The sequence below is a fragment of the Acidimicrobiales bacterium genome (assembly GCA_025455885.1).
Taxonomy (GTDB): domain Bacteria; phylum Actinomycetota; class Acidimicrobiia; order Acidimicrobiales; family Acidimicrobilacustridaceae; genus Rhabdothermincola_A.
Genome location: JALOLR010000014.1, coordinates 1 through 16478 on the forward strand (window position 1 = coordinate 1; position 16478 = coordinate 16478).

The following is a 16478-nucleotide window of genomic DNA, read 5'->3' on the forward strand; positions in this document are numbered from 1 at the left end:
GGCATGGCCTCCGACCTCTTCGAGAGCTTCGCCGTCACCCTCGTCGCCTCCATCATCCTCGGCGTCTCGGGCTTCCGGGGCATCGGGCTCGGCCCGGAGGACGCCGCCAAGGGCCTCATGTTCCCCTTGATCGTGATGGGGATCGGCCTGTTGGCCTCGATGGTCGGCATCTTCCTCGTGCGGGCGCGCCCCGGCGAGACCAGTGCGCTCAAGGCGATCAACCGGGGGATCTACATCGCCCAGGCGCTGGCCATCGTCGGGGCCGGCGTCGTCGCCTTCTTCTACGTCGGGAACCCCGACGGCGCCACGGTGTCCAACCCGGGGGCGCGGGTGTTCGGGGCGATCCTCGCCGGCGTCATCCTCGGCTTCGCGGCGTCGAAGATCACCCAGTACTTCACCTCCACGGAGACCGAGCCGGTCCAGGAGATCGCCAAGGCCGCCCGCACCGGCCCCGCCACCACGGTGCTCGAGGGCATCTCGTCGGGCCTCGAGTCGGCGGTCTGGGCGATCATCGCCATCGCCGTCGCCATCGGCACGGCCATCGCGCTCGGCGGCGGCAACATCGGCTTCGCCCTGTACCTCGTGGCGCTCACCGGCATCGGCATGCTGGCCACCACCGGCATCGTCGTGGCCGAGGACACCTTCGGACCGGTCGCCGACAACGCCGCCGGGATCGCGGAGATGTCCGGCGAGTTCGAGGGCGAGCCGGAGCGGATCATGGTGAGCCTCGACGCCGTGGGCAACACCACGAAGGCCGTGACCAAGGGCTTCGCCATCGGGTCGGCGGTCATCGCCGCCGTGGCACTGTTCGCGTCGTTCTCCGAGACGATCGCCAAGGGCACCCTCGACGCGGCCCAGGTCGCGGCCGCCGAGATCAGCGGCACACTGGCCAGCCTCGTCCAGATCAACGTGGCCGACCCCAAGACCTTCATCGGCCTGCTCATCGGCGGGTCCGTGGCCTTCCTCTTCTCGTCGCTGGCCATCCGTGCGGTGTCACGCACCGCCGGCACCGTCGTGCAGGAGGTGCGCAAGCAGTTCCGCACCAAGCCCGGGATCATGGACCGCACCGAGAAGCCCGACTACGGCGCAGTCATCGACATCTGCACCTCGGCATCGCTGCGCGAGCTGGCGACGCCGGCGCTGCTGGCCGTGCTCACACCGGTGATCATCGGGTTCGGGATCGGCTACCTCGCCCTCGGTGCGTTCCTCGCCGCGGCCATCGTGACGGGCCAGCTGATGGCGAACTTCCTGTCCAACTCCGGTGGGGCCTGGGACAACGCCAAGAAGTACATCGAGGACGGCAACCAGGGTGGCAAGGGCTCGGAGGCGCACAAGGCGGCGGTCATCGGCGACACCGTCGGCGATCCCTTCAAGGACACCGCCGGACCGGCGCTGAACCCGCTCATCAAGGTGATGAACCTGGTCTCGCTGCTGATGCTGCCGGCGATGCTCAGCCTCGAGGACGACAACTGGCGCTTCGCGATCGCCGGTGCCGCACTGGTGGTGGTGCTGGGCGCGGTCTTCTACTCGAAGCGCCAGGGCTCGAACCTGGTCGACGCCGAGGCCAACGCCGAGGACGACGCCCAGGCCATCGCCGTCATGGCCGGCGACCGCAACGCCACGCTGCGCCAGGCCATCGACCTGTGGGTCGACGACCTCGGCCACCGCGACCACGAGCTGCGCGAGCGGCTCATCGAGGTGAAGTCTTCACTCCCGCAGGACTGACGCCGGCGGGCGACGCCTCGACGAAGTCGGCGTTGACCACCTCGACGCGTCGGAAGTTGCGACGCACGAACACGGCGTTCCCCGCGGCGGCCAGGACCATGCCCACCACGATGGGGTGCACCAGGGAGGCGGCGAACAGCGCCCCCACCGTCACCAGGGGGAGCCAGAACCAGAAGAACCGGTACCAGGGACGGGCCCGCTGGTAGGTCGCGAACCCCACGGCCAGCGCGGCGTCGGCCGACGACGCCTGCGCCTGACCGTTGCGCACGAGACGGCGGATCTGCTTGCGGCGCACCTTGTCGGTGGCGTTCCACCGATCGGCGAACGCGGGGGTGGGCAGGGAGGAGGACGGGGTCGTACGGGCCATGACCGCCAGCCTGATCGAACCCCCTGCCGGCGACAAGACATCCGCGGCGGAGGTCACGGACCGTTCACATTCCGCCACTCCCTCCCGCTCCCGGACGTCGGGCCCGTCCCGTCGGATCACGACCGATCCCCGGACGCGGGAGGGGCCCGGCGGACGTGGCGCCGGGCCCCTCGCGGAGCGACGGGGTGCTGCGGGTTGCCTAGGTCCCGGGGGTCCTCGTCGTGACGGCCCCGCCGTCGCTGTAGCCCTCATGGGTGCCGGCGAAGTCCGGGTAGGCGAGCACGCCCATCTCCGGGAGGTCCAGACCGGCTTCCTCCTCACCGACGTCGGAGCGGATCCCGCCCTTGGTGAGGGCGTTCTGGATCTTGAAGAAGGCGAAGGCCAGACCGAACATCACGGTCCAGATCACGACGGCCCCCGCCAGCTGGGAGAGGAGCTGGCCGGCTCCGCCCCCGTAGAACAGCCCCTCGACCCCGAGCGCCGTGCCCTCGGCGTCGACGTTGGTGGTGGTGAGGTTCCAGCCGGCGCCGTACTTGCCGTTGGCCACCAGGCCGACGGCGAGGACGCCGAGGGTGCCGCACACGCCGTGGACGGAGATCGCACCGACCGGGTCGTCCACCTTCAGACGCCGCTCGATGAAGAACACCGACTCGACCACGATCACACCGGCGACGATGCCGAGGACCATGGCGATCCAGGGATCGACGAAGGCGCAGGGGGCGGTGATGATCACCAGGCCGCCGAGGAGGCCGTTGGCCATCATGGCGGGGTCCGGCTTGCCGGTCCGCTTCCAGATCCACAACATCGTGGTGAAGCCGCCGAAGGCCCCGGCGATCGCGGTGTTGGCTGCGATCAGGCCGATCTGCGGATCGCTCGAGGCGAACGTGGAGGCGGCGTTGAAGCCGAACCATCCGAACAGCAGGATGAACGTCCCGAGCATCGCCATGGGGATGTTGTGGCCGGGGAGGCCTCGGGGCTTGCCGTCCTTGGTGAACTTGCCGAGCCGGGGGCCGAGCACGATGGCGCCGGCCAGGGCGGCCACGCCACCCGTGGCGTGCACGATCCCGGAACCGGCGAAGTCGGTGTAGCCGTTGCCCCACTCGAGGGAGTTGCCCAGCTGGGAGAGCCAGCCGCCACCCCACGTCCACGCGCCGAACAGCGGGTAGTAGAGCGCCCCGCAGAACAGACCCCAGAAGACGAACGACTTGAACTTCCAGCGCTCGGCCATGGAGCCGGTCGGGATGGTGGCGGTGGTGTCCATGAAGGCCACCATGTAGAGGAAGAACGCCGCCGTGGCGCCCGTGTTCAGCAGCGCCGCGCCGTCGAACCAGCTCCCGGCCCAGCCTCCCTGCCAGAGGAAGACCCACTCGCCGCTGCCGATGAGGGCCGAGCCCGCGGCATCGGTGAAGCCGTAGTCGAAGCCCGGGAGCACGTAGCTGTAGCCACCGAACATGAGCGGGTAGCCGACCAGGAAGAAGGCGACGAACCCGATGAAGAAGATGCCCAGGTTGGTGCTCACCACGTGCGCGGCGTGCTTGGCCCGGCAGAAGCCGACCTCGACCATGGCGAAGCCGGCCTGCATGAAGATCACCAGCGCGGCGCCGATGACGATCCAGACGAGGTTGCCCGACTGGATGGCGGTGTCGGCGGTCGTGGCGACCGCCTCCAGGGTGGGCGCCTCCTCGGCGTCCTGGGCGAAGGCGGTGCCCGCCGTGGCCAGGAGTGTGAGGAGCACTGCGCCGAGGGCGAGGAGCACCCGTGAAGGGGTGAGGAAGGGTCGCGACGCCGCGACCGTCGCGTGAGGTGACGTCGTCATCAGATGGCCTCCACGTCTCGTTCGCCGGTTCGGATGCGGATGACCTCTTCGACGTTGGTGATCCAGATCTTCCCGTCGCCGATCTTCCCGGTCGCCGCGGCGGCGACGATGGCGTCGGTGATGGCCCCGGTGGTCGACTCGTCGGCGAGGATCTCGATCTTGATCTTGGGCAGGAGGTCGACGGTGTACTCGGCACCTCGGTAGGTCTCGGTGTGACCACCCTGGCGCCCCACCCCCTTGACCTCGTCGACGGTGATCCCTTGGACCCCCGCCCCTCGGAGGGCGTCCTTGACGTCCTCAAGTTTGTGCGGCTTGATGACCGCGGTGACCATTCGGATCACGGCTGCTCCTTTGCTCGTGGTCGACATCCCGGGTGGCTGCCGGGACCTCGATGTCACGGGCAGGCGTCAGGAGCCGGCTCTGTCTGACGCAAGGCTGACCGTACGCAGCATCGGTTTCCCCAGCGTGTGATGAGCGTTACCGACCCTGGTCAGTTCACTGAAAGAAAACTGACCGACGGGCAGGGAGTCCGGAAACCGCTATCGGGAAGTCGGGATCGCGAGGGTGAAGACGGCGCCCCCCCCGGGGGCATCCCCCACGCTCACCGAGCCCCCGTGGTCCCGCGCCGCCTGCTCGACGATGGCGAGCCCCAGCCCCGAGCCGGGGAGCGACCGGGCGTCGGCGGCGCGGTAGAAGCGGTCGAAGATCCGGCTGCGGTCCTCCTCGGCGACGCCCGGCCCGTGATCGCGCACGACGACGCGACCGGGTCCGACGGTGATCTCGATCGGACGGCCGGGTGGGCTGAACTTGGCGGCGTTGTCGATCAGGTTGCCGAGGGCGCGGGCCAGCTCCCGCCGCCGTCCGAGCACCCGGATCGGGCCGTCCTCCACCGAGACCGGCACCGGCCGGCCCGTGCGCCGCTCGGCCCGGTCGGCCACCTCACGGACGACCTCGTCCAGCGCGACCTCGGTCATGGGTTCGTCGTCGCGGGTGTCGGTGGCCAGCTCGACCAGCTCGTCGACCAGGGCCGCCAGCTCGCGGCTCTCGCTGTCGAGGTCGCGCAGGATCGCCACCCGGGTCTCGGCAGGGAGGTCGTCGTGGCGCTGGAGGGTCTCGACGTTGGTGCGCAGGCTCGTGAGCGGGGTGCGCAACTCGTGGCCCGCGTCCTGGACGAGCTGCTGTTGCTGGTCGCGTGACCGCCGGAGCGCGACCAGCATGGCCCCGAAGGAGCGGGCCAGCCGGCCGGGCTCGTCGTCACCGGGCGGAGGGAGGTCGACGTCGAGCCGACCGGTCTCGGCCACCTCCTCGGCGGCGTCGGTCAGCTGCACGAGCGGTCGCGTCGAGCGGCGGGCGATGAGCCAACCGGCGAGCGCGCCGGCGCCGATGACGACGATCCCGATGAGGACCATCTGGCGACGCAGCCCGTCGAGCACCTCCTGGGTCTCGCCGTAACGGCGGGCGATCTGCACGACCCCGCCACCGGTGAGGGACACGGTCTCCACCCGGAACGGCTCGCCGTCGACCTCGACGGTGGTCGTCTCGCGCCGTCGGTCGGCGTCCCCTCCGTCGGGATCGACGGGGAGCACCACCTCGCCGACCGTGCTCACGACCTCGCCGCTCGGGCTCACGCACTGCACGACGACGTCCCGCGCCACGAGATCCTCGACCGGGCCCCTCCCGCGAGGTCCGTCGGGGATGCACAGCGCTGTCAGGGCGCGCCCGTCGCCGTCGAGGAGCCGCCGGGCGGTCTCGCCGAGATCGTCGTCCACCACCTCGCGGAGGCGGTTGTCGGTGGCCACGTAGCCGGCCACCGACACGGCCAGGACTGCGAGACCGGCCAGGACAGCCAGCGCCAGCGCGATCCGCGAACGCAGGGTCACGACGAGCGCAGCGTGTACCCCACGCCGCGGACGGTCTGGATGAGGCGGGCCTCGCCGTCCTCCTCGGTCTTGCGCCGGAGGTACCCGATGTAGACGGCGAGGGCCTTGGAGTCGGGGCCGAAGTCGTAGCCCCAGATCCGGTCGTAGATGACGGAGTGGGTGAGGACGACGTCGACGTTCTCGACGAGGAGCAGGAGCAGATCGAACTCGGTCTTGGTGAGCTCGAGCTCGCGACCGCCGCGCCACGCGCGGCGGGCGGCCTCGTCCACGACGACGTCGGCGGCGCGCACCTCCCGGCTCTCCTGCTCGGGCGACAGGGTGCGGCGCAGCAGGGCCCGCAGCCGGGCCAGGAGCTCGTCGAGGGAGAACGGCTTGGGCAGGTAGTCGTCGGCGCCGGCGTCGAGCCCCGAGACCCGGTCGGACACCTCGGTGCGGGCGGTGAGGACCAGGATCGGCAACCGTGACCCCGCCGACCGGAGGCGGCGGCAGACCGTGAGGCCGTCGAGGTGGGGCAGGCCGAGGTCGAGGAGCAACAGGTCGACGTCGTCCGCCCCGGCGGCCTCGAGAGCCGCCGCGCCGTCGGGCACCGCGGTGACCCGGTAGCCCTCGAGCTCGAGCACCCTCGTGAGCGACTCGCGCACCGCACGGTCGTCCTCGGCGATCACGAGATGCGGACCCATGGGGACGGAGTCTGGCCGAGCGGGGTGAGAGGAGGGTGAGAACGCCCCCCTTACCTCACGTTGCCCCGGGAGGTCGTAGCGTGTCCGGGTGCCTTCCATCTCCCCCCGTCCCCGTCGCCGGCGCCTCGTGCTCGCCGGATCGACGCTCGCCCTCACCGCGCTGCTGCTCGGCGCCTGCTCCGACGACGGCGAGTCCTCGTCGACGACCACCGACCAGGCCACGACGACCACGATCGTGAACACCTCGTCACTGGCCGACGTCGAGATCTCGACCGACGTCGCCGTGGCGCCCACGGTCACGTTCGACCCGTCCTTCGCGCTGGCCGACACCACCACCGTGGACACCGAGGTCGTCGTCCCCGGCGAGGGCGCCACCGTGGAGGACGGCCAGCGGCTGAGCCTCGACTACGTGGTGATCAGCGGCATCGACGGGGCGGAGCTCGAGTCGACCTGGGGCCAGGGACCCGAGACGGTGCCCCTCGACGCGACGCTGCAGGAGGGCATCAAGAGCGCGCTCGTCGGCCAGCAGGTCGGCGCCCGCATCGCCGCCGCGTCCTACGCACAGGGGCAGTGGGTGATCTTCGTGTTCGACATCCGCGACACGGTCACCGTGCCCACCAGCGCCTCGGGCACCGACGTGGCCCCGGTCGAGGGCCTCCCCACCGTCGCCCTCGTGGAGGGCGTCCCGACCGTCACCCTCCCCGGCACCCCGCCGCCCGCCGAGCTCGTGGTCCAGCCCCTCATCGTCGGCAACGGACCGGCGGTCGAGTCGGGACAGACCGTCACCGTGCAGTACGTCGGCGTGAAGTGGTCGGACGGCTCGATCTTCGACTCGTCGTGGGACCGCGGCGCCCCCGCCGACTTCGCCGTCGGGACCGGCAACGTGATCGCCGGGTTCGAGGAGGGTCTGATCGGCCAGCCCGTCGGCTCCCGGGTGATGCTGATCATCCCGCCCGACAAGGGCTACGGCGAGCAGGGCAACCCGCAAGCCGGCATCTCCGGCACGGAGACCCTGGTCTTCGTGATCGACATCCTCGCCGCCTCGTAGCGAGGCCTCAGGCCACGGCGTCGGGCCCGTCGAAGCCGGCGGGCAGGTAGAGCCCCGCGCACAGGTTCTCGAACATCCCGTAGCCGACGCGTCCGTCGTCGGTCTCGTAGCGGCTGAGGGTCTCGTTGAGCCACGACGCCGCCGCCCGGCCCTCGGGCGAGGCGACGTCGTGGGTCAGGCCCTCGACGACGAGACCGCCCTGGTCGACGCCGTGACCCCAGGAGCCGTCGTACATGTAGCCCGAGCCCGCCTTGAGGTAGACGGTGCGCAGGGGCGTGACGCGCACCCGCAGGTCCGACGCCCCGGCGCCGCTGAACCACACCTCGGCCGCGGCCACCTCGCGGGTGCCGGGGACGTACTCGATGGCGATCTCGGGCCGGCCGAGGTGCTCGTCGGGCCGGTCGGCGTCGATGCCCCAGACGCGGACCGCCTCCTGCTGGACCCGGGTGCCGTCGTGGATCTCGTCGATGGTGACCTTCACCATGTGGTCGTCGAACTGCATGGGCAGCCAGTTGTGGAAGAACCCCATCGGCGCGCCGGCCGGCCTCGGGGCATCGGGGTCGACCGGCGCCGGACGACCGACCGGCCGGATCCCCCACGAGTGGTCGCGGGCACCCTTCCAGCGGTCCGGCGTGACGGCGAACGAGCGTCCCGCCACCTCGAGGGTGCCGGTCCACGTGCCCACCTGGGCGAAGCGGCACGTCTCCTGGGTGCGCACCCCGCCGGACTCGCTGATGGTCTTCGGCTCCTCCAGCGCCCGCACCGACCCCTCGTAGACCAGGTCGAAGGCCACTCCCCACTCGTTCGGCTCGCAGACCACCCGCAGCGAACGCAACCCGTCGAGCACCTCGACGCGCAGGGGCCCGACCGAGGCGTCCATGCGGTCCTCGGTGAGGTGGCGTGACGCCCGCACGGTGTGCTGGGTCCCGTCGACGGCGACGGACACGAAGGCGTCCGTGACCCCGAGGTTCGGGTACTGGCCGAGACCGGTGACGAGGAAGAGCTCGTCGGTGCTGCCGTGGAGGTTGAAGTAGTAGCGGTCGTAGAAGTTCGGGTCGGCGTCGGACACCGTGCCGATCGGCTCGGGGATCTGGTGACCCAGGTAGTCGTCGAGTCGGCTGATCGGCATGGGGTCCCCCTCGTCGGCCCCCGGGCGGTCCGGGCGCAGGAAGGCCGACCCTAGCGAGGCGGGGACCGGCGCCGTCCCTGGCCGAGCGGTGCCATCATGGCGTCCAGTGCGCCACAGCAACGGCCTGTGGCCGGCGAGGGGGACCCCGATGAGCGACGACCACGACTACGAGGCGCTGACCCGCGAGTTCATGAAGACCTGGGCGCAGGGCGACACCGCGGCGGTGGTGGCGTGGTTCACCGAGGACGCCACCTACCACAACATCCCGGTCGACCCGCTCGTCGGCCACGAGGCCATCGCCGGGATGGTCGACATGTTCACCACCGGCCTCACCGTGGTGGAGTTCCGGATCCTCGAGATGCTCTCACGGGGCTCGACGGTCGTCACCGAGCGCGTCGACGTGTTCCGCAAGGACGACGGCGGGCTGGTGGAGCTGCCGGTGATGGGGATCCTCGAGTGGCGCGGCGACAAGCTGGCCGACTGGCGCGAGTACTTCGACCTCAACCAGTTCATGTCCCAGGCCGCCGACGCGATGGGCTGACGACGCCGGAGGCCACCGCCGCCGCGTCCCGAAGGCGTCAGGAGGCCAGGAAGGCGAACAGGTCCGGGAAAGCGGCCGGGTCCTGGGCGAAGAAGGCGTGCCCGCCCTCGTAGAGGCGCAGCTCGGCACCGGGGACGCGCGAGGCGATCGCCTCGGCGTTGGCCGGCGGGGCGATGCCGTCGAAGCGCCCCGCGCACACCAGGGTGGGGCAGGTGATGCGATCGAGCCGGTCCCACACGTCGTGGCCCCGGCGGGCCTCCATCTGCTCGACCATGCCGCGTTCGGCGTCGCTGCCCGGGGCCGGCGCGGGGCGGTCGGCGATCGCCTGGACGAACAGCCGGTCGCCGGGGTGGTCGGCCAACCACTGCTCGTCGAACCGGGTGTCCATCACCTGCATGGCGGTCCGGGCGCGTTCGTCGGGGTCGAGGTCGCGCAGCTCGTGCAGCGGGTAGCTGCTCCCCCCGGCACCTCCCGGAGAGGTGCACAACAGGGCGAGGCGCTCGATCCGCTCCGGGGCGGTGACGGCCACCTCCTGGGCGACCATCCCGCCGAAGCTGATGCCCACGAGGGCGAAGGTGTCCCACCCGACATGGTCGGCGACGGCGAGGGCGTCGGCGGCGTAGTCGGCCATCGTGTACGGGCCGGGGGGCACGGCGGTCCGGCCCAGGCCGCGTTGGTCGTGGGCGACGGTGTCGAAGCGGGCGGTGAAGGCCTCCACCAGCGGACGGCTGGTGTCGAGGCTCTGGCCCGAGCCGTTGCAGAAGAGGACACGGGAACCTTCGCCGGCCCGCTCGAAGTGGACGTCGATCCCGTTGAGGTGGGCGGTGGGCACAGGAGCGACGCTACCGGTGCGTCACGTCGTGGGGCCGCGGAAGCCGCCGAGCATGGCCGCCATCACCGGCGACGCGGTGGGGGTCACCTCGGTGGTCGGGCCGTCCATCACGGCGTCGAGGTGCTCGGCGATCGACTCGATGGTGGCCTCCCGGTCGACGTAGCCGTCGTTGACGACGAGCGACACCCGGGCGACGTGCCCGCCCCCGACGCTGAAGCATTCGCCGCTGACGGGACACGACGGGTGGGCCAGCCAGGCGACGAGCGGGGCCACGAGGCGGGGGTGCAGCCACTCGCCCAGCTCGTCGCTCCACGGGATCGGACCGAAGCCCGTGCCGGCGCGCGTCTTCGCGTACGGGGCGACGACGTTGGCGGAGATGCCGACCGCGGCGCCCTCGCCGGCCATCTGGCGGGTGAGGCCCACGACGCCCATCTTGGCCATCCCGTAGACCAGCCCGCCGGGCACGGAATTGAACGCCGCCCCGGACGCGACGTTGACGATCCGACCGCCCCCGGCGGCCTGCATGTGGCGCCAGGCGGGCCGGCTGACGTTGAGCGTGCCGCGGAGCTGGGTGCCGATCACGGTGTCGACGTGCTCCTCGGGGAAGTCGGCGAAGGGGTGGAGGCGCACCTGGCCGGCGTTGTTCACGACGACGTCGACCCCGCCGAAGGTCTCGACGGCGGCGGCCACGATGGCCTCGCCGCCCTCCGGGGTGGCGATGGTGTCGTGGTTGGCGACCGCGCTGCCGCCGGCCGCGACGATCTCGGCCACGACGTCGTCGGCGGGGTTGGTGACCGGCGCCTCCCCTCCCTCGCCGGTGTCGGTGATGGCCACCCCCAGGTCGTTGACCACCACTCGGGCGCCGCGTGCGGCGAGGAGAAGGGCGTACTCGCGGCCGAGGCCCCGCCCGGCGCCGGTGATGACCACAGTCGTGTCGTCGAATCGCAGCTCGTCCATGGGGCGAGTCTGGCCGACCGGATCAGGGTCGGTCGGCGGTGCCGGGTCGGGTGAGGTCGAGCGGCACCACGATCCGGTCGAAGAGGTCCTCGTCGACCCCGGAGCGCAGGGCCGCCTGCTTGAGGGTGAGGCCCTCCTCGACGGCGAGGTGGGCGATGCCCGCCGCCCGGTCGTAGCCGATCACCGGGGCGAGGGCGGTGACGGGCATGACCGACTCCTCGACGTAGCGGGCGATGCGGTCCCGATTCAGCTCGATGCCCTCGACCATGAGCCGGCGGGCGTGGTCGCAGGTGTCGCCGAGGAGCTGCACCGAGTGCAGGAGGGCGGCGATGACGACCGGTCGGAAGGTGTTGAGCTCGAGGTTCCCCTCCCGGGCGGCCATGGCGATGGTGGCGTCGTTCCCCATGACCTGGGTGGCCACCATGAGCAGGGCCTCGGCCTGGGAGGGGTTGACCTTCCCGGGCATGATCGACGAGCCGGGCTCGTTGGCGGGCAGGCGCAGCTCGTCGAGGCCGGCCCGGGGCCCGGAGGCCAGCCAGCGCAGGTCGTTGCCGATCTTGAACAGCGAGACGGCGAGGTTTCGCAGCCCCCCGGAGCACCGGACCATCGTGTCGAGGGATGCTTGGGCGGCGAACTTGTTGGGGGCGGTCACGAACGGGCGGCCGGTCGCCTCGGCGATCGCCGCGGCGATCTCGACGTCGAACCCCGGCGACGTGTTGAGCCCGGTGCCGACCGCGGTGCCCCCGGCGGCCAGGCGCCAGAGGTCCTCGCTGTCGGCGAGCAGCCCTCGGCGGGCGTCGTCGAGCATGGCCACCCACCCGGACCACTCCTGACCGACGGTGAGGGGGGTGGCGTCCTGGAGGTGGGTGCGGCCGATCTTGACCACGTCCGCCCAGGCCCGGGCCTTGGCGTCGAGTGCGTCGCGGAGCCGGTCGAGGGCGGGGAGGAGGTGGTCGTCGATCATGAGGCGGGCGGCGATGTGCATGGCCGTCGGGAAGGTGTCGTTGGACGACTGGGCCATGTTCACGTGGTCGTTGGGGTGCACCGGCCGCTTGGAGCCGAGCTCGCCGCCGACGAGCTGGATGCACCGGTTGGAGATGACCTCGTTGACGTTCATGTTCGAGTGCGTGCCCGACCCGGACTGCCAGACGGCCAGCGGGAAGTGGTCGTCGAGCTGGCCGGTCACGACCTCGTCGGCGACCCGTTCGATCAGCGCGCCCATCCACGGGGGCATGCGCCCGGACCGGGTGTTGACCTGGGCAGCGGCCTTCTTCACGTGCCCGAACGCCCGGTGGATCTCCGTGGGCATCGGGTCGTGGCCCCCGCCGATGGCGAAGTGCTCGAGGGACCGCTGGGTCTGCGCCCCCCAGTAGCGGTCGGCGGGCACGTCGATCGTGCCGAGGGAGTCGGACTCCGTGCGGGTCCCGGTGGCGGCGAGGCCCACGGCGAGGTCGAGGACCGTGGGCGGGGTGGGGTCGTGGGCCATGGTCTCCTCCGGTCCCGGGGCGGGCGCCCTCGGACCCACCACTGTGACGCCCCTGCCCGGCGTCCGCCTCCCCGACCCCGGGGCGAGGTCGGCGGCGGGCACCCCGGGGTACGGTCGCCCCCGTGGACGACACAGCTGCGGCGCGGGTGACCGAGGTGTTCGAACGGGCGTCGGCGACCTACGACTCGGTGGGGGTCGACTTCTTCGGCCCGATCGCCGCCGGACTGGTCGACGAGCTTGCCCCCCGGCCGGGCGAGCGGGCCTTGGACGTCGGGTGCGGGCCGGGGGCCGTGCTGCTCGACGTGGCCTCCCGGGTCGGTCCCGAGGGGCGGGTCACCGGGATCGACGTCGCAGCGGGGATGGTGTCGCGCGCGTCGGCCGATGTCGCGGCCGCCGGGCTCGACGGGTGGGTGGACGTCCGCATCGGCGATGCCATGGCCCCCGAACTGCCGCCGGCGTCGTTCGATCTCGTGGCGTCGTCGCTCGTGCTGTTCTTCCTCGCCGATCCGCTGGTGGCGGTGCTGGCCTGGCACGGGCTGCTGGTCGACGGGGGCCGCATCGGCGTCTCCACGTTCGGGCCGTTCAACGACGAGTGGCGCGAAGTCGAGGCCGTCTTCCGTCCGTACCTCCCGGCCGAGATGCGCGACGCCCGGGTCAACACCGGCGGACCGTTCGCCTCCGACGCCGCCATGGAGGAGCTCTTGACGATCGCTGGGTTCGAATCGGTGCGGACGGTCACCACCACGGTGCCGGTGCGCTTCGAGGGCCCCGACGACTGGTACCGCTGGACGATGTCGCACGGCCAGCGCCAGATGTGGGACGCCGTGCCCGACGACGAGGTCGACGCGGTGCGGGCGCGCGCCGCCGAGATCCTCCTGGGGTCCCCCCGTCCGGACGGGCGGCTCGGCTTCGAGCAGGGGATCCGCTACACGCTCGGCTCGAAGGGCTGACCAGCGCGGTCGGCCGCCTCCGCCGCCCCCGGTCCCGTCGTCGAGAAGTACGACGAAAAGTCCAACAAGACATTGAGAAATCTCTTGCACAACGAACTCATGTTCGGTAGACTTCCAGTATGCCCGCCGCACCGACCAGGAGCACCGACGACAGCCCGGCCGCCGGTGACCTCGTGCGCTCGCTGCTCGTCGAGCGGGATCGCCTGGAGGCCCGCCTGTGCGTCGCACTCGCCGAGTTCCTCCAGGCGGGGCGGCACGACGTCGAGGGATGGCGGTCCCCGGTCGGGTGGCTGAAGGCCAACGGCGGTCTCACCGACCGTGATGCCCGACGCCTGGCGGTCAGGGCCCTCCGCATGATCCGGTGGCCGGAGCTGGCGCACCGGTGGGGCGCCGGCGACGTGACCGGTGCCCAGGTGGAGACGGTCGTGGCGTCGGTCCCGAACGAGCTCGTCGAGCTCTACGCCGCCCACGACGCCGAGGTGTCGCCCTGCCTGGCGGGGTTGACCCCGGCGCAGACCCGGGTGGCGGTCCGCGAGTGGGTGCTGCGCGCCGAGGCGGCCCTCGCCGACGACCCGGGCCAGATCGACGGGACGGCGGAGGTCGACGGGCGGGTGCACCTGTCACGGACCATGGGCGGCCGGGGGGTCCTCGACGGCGACCTCGACCCGCTCACTGCCGAGCTGCTCGACAGCGCCCTCCGGGTGGTCGAGGCGCCCGACGTGCCCGGCCGGTTCCGCACCGCCGCTGAGCGCCGGGCCGAGGCGCTGCGTACCATGGCCCGCTTCGCGCTGGACCACTTCTCGCCGGACGGGGCGAGGCCGGGCCGTCGACACCCCCACGTCGTGGCGGTGATGGACCTCCCGGACATCTATGCGGCGATGCTCGCCGCCCTCGGCGTTCGCACCGCCGCCGACCTCGAGCTGTTGCTGGCGGCGCGTGGGGCGTCACTGGTCGAGGAGGGGCTGCTGCGCCACGCGCTCGCCAACGCCACTGGTGCGGCGACCACGCTCGACGGGCACCGGCTTCCTCCGGCAGCGGTGCGCGAGCTTTTCGGGGCCGGCACCACCATCGAGCGCCTCGTCACCGCCCGGGGGCGGGTGCTCGACCACGGGCGCAGCATCCGCCTCGCCGACGCCCCGCTCCGTGACGCCCTGATGGTCCGCGACCAGGGGTGTCGGTTCCCGGACTGCGACGCCCGGGCCGAGTGGATCGACGCCCACCACGTCCGGCACTGGAACGAGGGCGGCGCCACCGCGCTCGCCAACCTCGCCGGGCTGTGCGGGTCGCACCACGGTGTGGTGCACCGGGAGGGCTGGGGGCTCGTCGCCGAACCCGACGGAACCCTGGTCATCACCCGCCCCGACGGCACCACCCTCACGTCCCCACCGCCACGGGCCCGGCCCACGCTCCGCCTGCCCCTCCGGCTCCCACCCCTCGACGAGTTGCTGCCCGAACCCGTCGACGCCGCGGCGCTACCTGGCGAACCCGCCGTGGCGCCGCTCGATCGCACCGGCGTCGTCGGGGGCCACCGCTGGCACCTGCGGATCTCCGCGGAGTCGGTCGCCGAGGAGCGCACCGCCGAGCGGCTCGTGCGACAGCGGGTCGCCGCCCTCGCCTCCGCCGCCTGAACCGGCGGGCGAGCGCAGGCACGGCCCGGCCGGGCGATCGCCCGACCCGGCTACCGTGATGGTCCCGGTGGTCGCCCCCAGGCGGCCGCTCACTCGGGGCTGTAGCTCAGCTGGCTAGAGCACCTGCTTTGCAAGCAGGGGGTCGTGGGTTCGATTCCCATCAGCTCCACCAAGTATTTACTGGTGTTTCTGGGTTCAGCGAGGTTGCTGGGTCTGCGGTTGACACCGGGTTTGACACCGAATCGGCGTTTCCTCGCTACCGTGTCCCTCGATGAAGGGCACAGCACGTAAGCGCGGCACTGACCGGTGGCAGATCCAGGTCTACGCCGGTGTCGATCCGGGCACGGGTCGCGAACGGCGCGTGACGCGCACGATCGTGGCGCCTCACACCAAGGCCGGGCAGAAGGCCGTCGACCAGGCCCTCGCCACGCTGATCCTCGATGTCGAGCATGGCCGAATCGGCGCCGGCGACGATCCGACGGTCACCGAGCTGCTGGATCGTTGGGTGCGAGCTCGTGAGCCCGAGTGGTCGCCGAAGACGACGCTGGAGAACCGTCGGCAGATCCGGTTGAAGATCGTCCCGAACATCGGCAACCGGCGCGTATCGAAGGTCCGAGCTGCCGACCTCGATCTGCTCTACGCCCAGCTCCGCAACGGGGGTGGCGAGACTGGTGGGCCCCTCTCGCCCGCATCGGTGCGACGCATCCACGTGATCATGCACGCCGCACTCGGCCAGGCCGTGAAGTGGGGACTGATCGCGAACAACCCCGCCGACGCAGCGACGGCACCATCGTTGCCCCCGAGTCGGATCACGCCGCCCGAACCCGACGCGCTGGCCAGAGCGATGCGCCTCGTCGACGAGGGCGATATCGACTACGCGACCTACCTGCGGCTCGCGGCCACTACGGGCGCCCGCCGCTCGCAGCTGGTGGCCCTCCACTGGTCGGACATCGACCTCGAGGTCGGCACTGTGACGTTCTGCCGGGCGATCATCGACGGCGGCCCCGATGTCGGCCTGGTCGAGCGAGGCACGAAGACCGGCCGCAAGTGGAAGGTGGCCCTCGCCCCGGCAACGGCCGAGCGGGTCAGGGCGTTTCAGTCGGTCTGCGAGGAACGTGCAGCCGCAGTCGGCGTGAAACTCGATCGTGACGGCTACGTGTTCGCGGCCGAGCCCGACGGCAGCGCATCGTGGCGACCGGACAACGTCTCGGCACGCTGGCGTCGAATCCGGAAGGCGGCCGATCTCGACGGCGTGCGCCTGCACGACCTCCGCCACTACGTGGCCACCCAGCTTCTCGGTGCGGGGGTCGATCCCCGCACGGTCGCCGGCCGGCTGGGCCATGCCAACCCGGCGGTCACCATGACCGTCTACGGCCACTTCCTCCCCGAGAAGGACCGAGCGGCCGCTGACTTCCTGGACGACCTGCTCGACGGCTGAC

General features: G+C 71.7%; 15 protein-coding genes and 1 tRNA gene. 7 read left to right on the forward strand and 9 right to left on the reverse strand.

Annotated elements, in window-relative coordinates; translation table 11 throughout:
• A partial coding sequence (locus tag MUE36_12115) for a sodium/proton-translocating pyrophosphatase (protein MCU0311671.1) occupies positions 1-1725 on the forward strand: 1725 nt, incomplete at its 5' end.
• On the opposite strand, the gene MUE36_12120 is transcribed toward MUE36_12115, so the two are convergent.
• From MUE36_12120 to MUE36_12140, 5 genes are all read right to left on the reverse strand, one after another.
• Positions 1691-2092 carry a hypothetical protein gene (locus MUE36_12120; protein ID MCU0311672.1) on the reverse strand — a complete coding sequence of 134 codons (402 nt, stop codon included), beginning with the start codon at positions 2090-2092 and terminating at the stop codon, positions 1691-1693. The genes MUE36_12115 and MUE36_12120 overlap by 35 nt on opposite strands.
• A 199-nt stretch (positions 2093-2291) precedes the next feature.
• On the reverse strand, positions 2292-3908 hold the full coding sequence (locus MUE36_12125) for an ammonium transporter (GenBank protein ID MCU0311673.1): 1617 nt from the start codon (positions 3906-3908) through the stop codon (positions 2292-2294).
• On the reverse strand, positions 3908-4246 hold the full coding sequence (locus MUE36_12130) for a P-II family nitrogen regulator (GenBank protein MCU0311674.1): 339 nt from the start codon (positions 4244-4246) through the stop codon (positions 3908-3910). Before MUE36_12130 ends, MUE36_12125 begins: the two co-directional genes overlap by 1 nt.
• 201 nt (positions 4247-4447) lie before the next feature.
• A complete protein-coding gene (locus tag MUE36_12135; GenBank protein ID MCU0311675.1) occupies positions 4448-5788 on the reverse strand; it encodes an ATP-binding protein in 1341 nt (446 codons plus the stop codon).
• Positions 5785-6468, reverse strand: coding sequence for a response regulator transcription factor (locus tag MUE36_12140; protein ID MCU0311676.1), 684 nt, complete (start codon positions 6466-6468; stop codon positions 5785-5787). The genes MUE36_12135 and MUE36_12140 overlap by 4 nt, the downstream gene beginning before the upstream one ends.
• Before the next feature lie 88 nt (positions 6469-6556).
• Here MUE36_12140 and MUE36_12145 point away from each other — a divergent pair, with 88 nt between their 5' ends.
• A complete protein-coding gene (locus MUE36_12145) occupies positions 6557-7516 on the forward strand; it encodes an FKBP-type peptidyl-prolyl cis-trans isomerase (GenBank protein MCU0311677.1) in 960 nt (319 codons plus the stop codon).
• A 7-nt stretch (positions 7517-7523) separates the two neighbouring features.
• Here MUE36_12145 and MUE36_12150 read toward each other — a convergent pair whose 3' ends face one another.
• The gene (locus MUE36_12150) at positions 7524-8645 is read right to left on the reverse strand and encodes a hypothetical protein (protein MCU0311678.1); all 1122 of its coding nucleotides are present in this window, start codon (positions 8643-8645) and stop codon (positions 7524-7526) included.
• Positions 8646-8793: 148 nt separating this feature from the next.
• Here MUE36_12150 and MUE36_12155 point away from each other — a divergent pair, with 148 nt between their 5' ends.
• Positions 8794-9186 (forward strand): nuclear transport factor 2 family protein, encoded by a 393-nt coding sequence (locus tag MUE36_12155; GenBank protein MCU0311679.1) that lies wholly within the window; start codon positions 8794-8796, stop codon positions 9184-9186.
• A gap of 37 nt (positions 9187-9223) precedes the next feature.
• Here the strand turns inward: MUE36_12155 and MUE36_12160 are convergent, their stop codons facing one another.
• The 3 genes from MUE36_12160 to MUE36_12170 are packed head-to-tail and all read right to left on the reverse strand — an operon-like array spanning position 9224 to position 12461.
• Positions 9224-10018 carry an alpha/beta hydrolase gene (locus MUE36_12160; protein MCU0311680.1) on the reverse strand — a complete coding sequence of 265 codons (795 nt, stop codon included), beginning with the start codon at positions 10016-10018 and terminating at the stop codon, positions 9224-9226.
• 21 nt (positions 10019-10039) lie between these two features.
• The gene (locus MUE36_12165; protein MCU0311681.1) at positions 10040-10975 is read right to left on the reverse strand and encodes an SDR family NAD(P)-dependent oxidoreductase; all 936 of its coding nucleotides are present in this window, start codon (positions 10973-10975) and stop codon (positions 10040-10042) included.
• Positions 10976-10997: 22 nt separating this feature from the next.
• Positions 10998-12461 (reverse strand): class II fumarate hydratase, encoded by a 1464-nt coding sequence (locus MUE36_12170; protein ID MCU0311682.1) that lies wholly within the window; start codon positions 12459-12461, stop codon positions 10998-11000.
• A gap of 122 nt (positions 12462-12583) precedes the next feature.
• Between MUE36_12170 and MUE36_12175 the strand changes: the two genes are divergently transcribed.
• The 4 genes from MUE36_12175 to MUE36_12190 all read left to right on the forward strand — a co-directional run bounded on the left by MUE36_12175 (position 12584) and on the right by MUE36_12190 (position 16477).
• Positions 12584-13411: a methyltransferase domain-containing protein gene (locus MUE36_12175; GenBank protein ID MCU0311683.1), complete on the forward strand. Its 828-nt coding sequence runs from the start codon at positions 12584-12586 to the stop codon at positions 13409-13411.
• 119 nt (positions 13412-13530) lie between these two features.
• Positions 13531-15039, forward strand: a complete 1509-nt coding sequence (locus MUE36_12180) for an HNH endonuclease (protein MCU0311684.1) — start codon at positions 13531-13533, stop codon at positions 15037-15039.
• 95 nt (positions 15040-15134) lie between these two features.
• Positions 15135-15211 (forward strand) — tRNA-Ala (locus MUE36_12185).
• Between the two features lie 99 nt (positions 15212-15310).
• Positions 15311-16477, forward strand: coding sequence for a site-specific integrase (locus MUE36_12190; GenBank protein MCU0311685.1), 1167 nt, complete (start codon positions 15311-15313; stop codon positions 16475-16477).
• Position 16478 lies beyond the last annotated feature (1 nt).

Coding starts and splice junctions, on each gene's coding strand:
- MUE36_12190 (MCU0311685.1), top strand. CDS start 15,311: ATGAAGGGCACAGCACGTAAGCGCGGCACTGACCGGTGGCAGATCCAG.
- MUE36_12155 (MCU0311679.1), top strand. CDS start 8,794: ATGAGCGACGACCACGACTACGAGGCGCTGACCCGCGAGTTCATGAAG.
- MUE36_12165 (MCU0311681.1), bottom strand. CDS start 10,975: ATGGACGAGCTGCGATTCGACGACACGACTGTGGTCATCACCGGCGCC.
- MUE36_12140 (MCU0311676.1), bottom strand. CDS start 6,468: ATGGGTCCGCATCTCGTGATCGCCGAGGACGACCGTGCGGTGCGCGAG.
- MUE36_12120 (MCU0311672.1), bottom strand. CDS start 2,092: ATGGCCCGTACGACCCCGTCCTCCTCCCTGCCCACCCCCGCGTTCGCC.
- MUE36_12180 (MCU0311684.1), top strand. CDS start 13,531: ATGCCCGCCGCACCGACCAGGAGCACCGACGACAGCCCGGCCGCCGGT.
- MUE36_12150 (MCU0311678.1), bottom strand. CDS start 8,645: ATGCCGATCAGCCGACTCGACGACTACCTGGGTCACCAGATCCCCGAG.
- MUE36_12125 (MCU0311673.1), bottom strand. CDS start 3,908: ATGACGACGTCACCTCACGCGACGGTCGCGGCGTCGCGACCCTTCCTC.
- MUE36_12170 (MCU0311682.1), bottom strand. CDS start 12,461: ATGGCCCACGACCCCACCCCGCCCACGGTCCTCGACCTCGCCGTGGGC.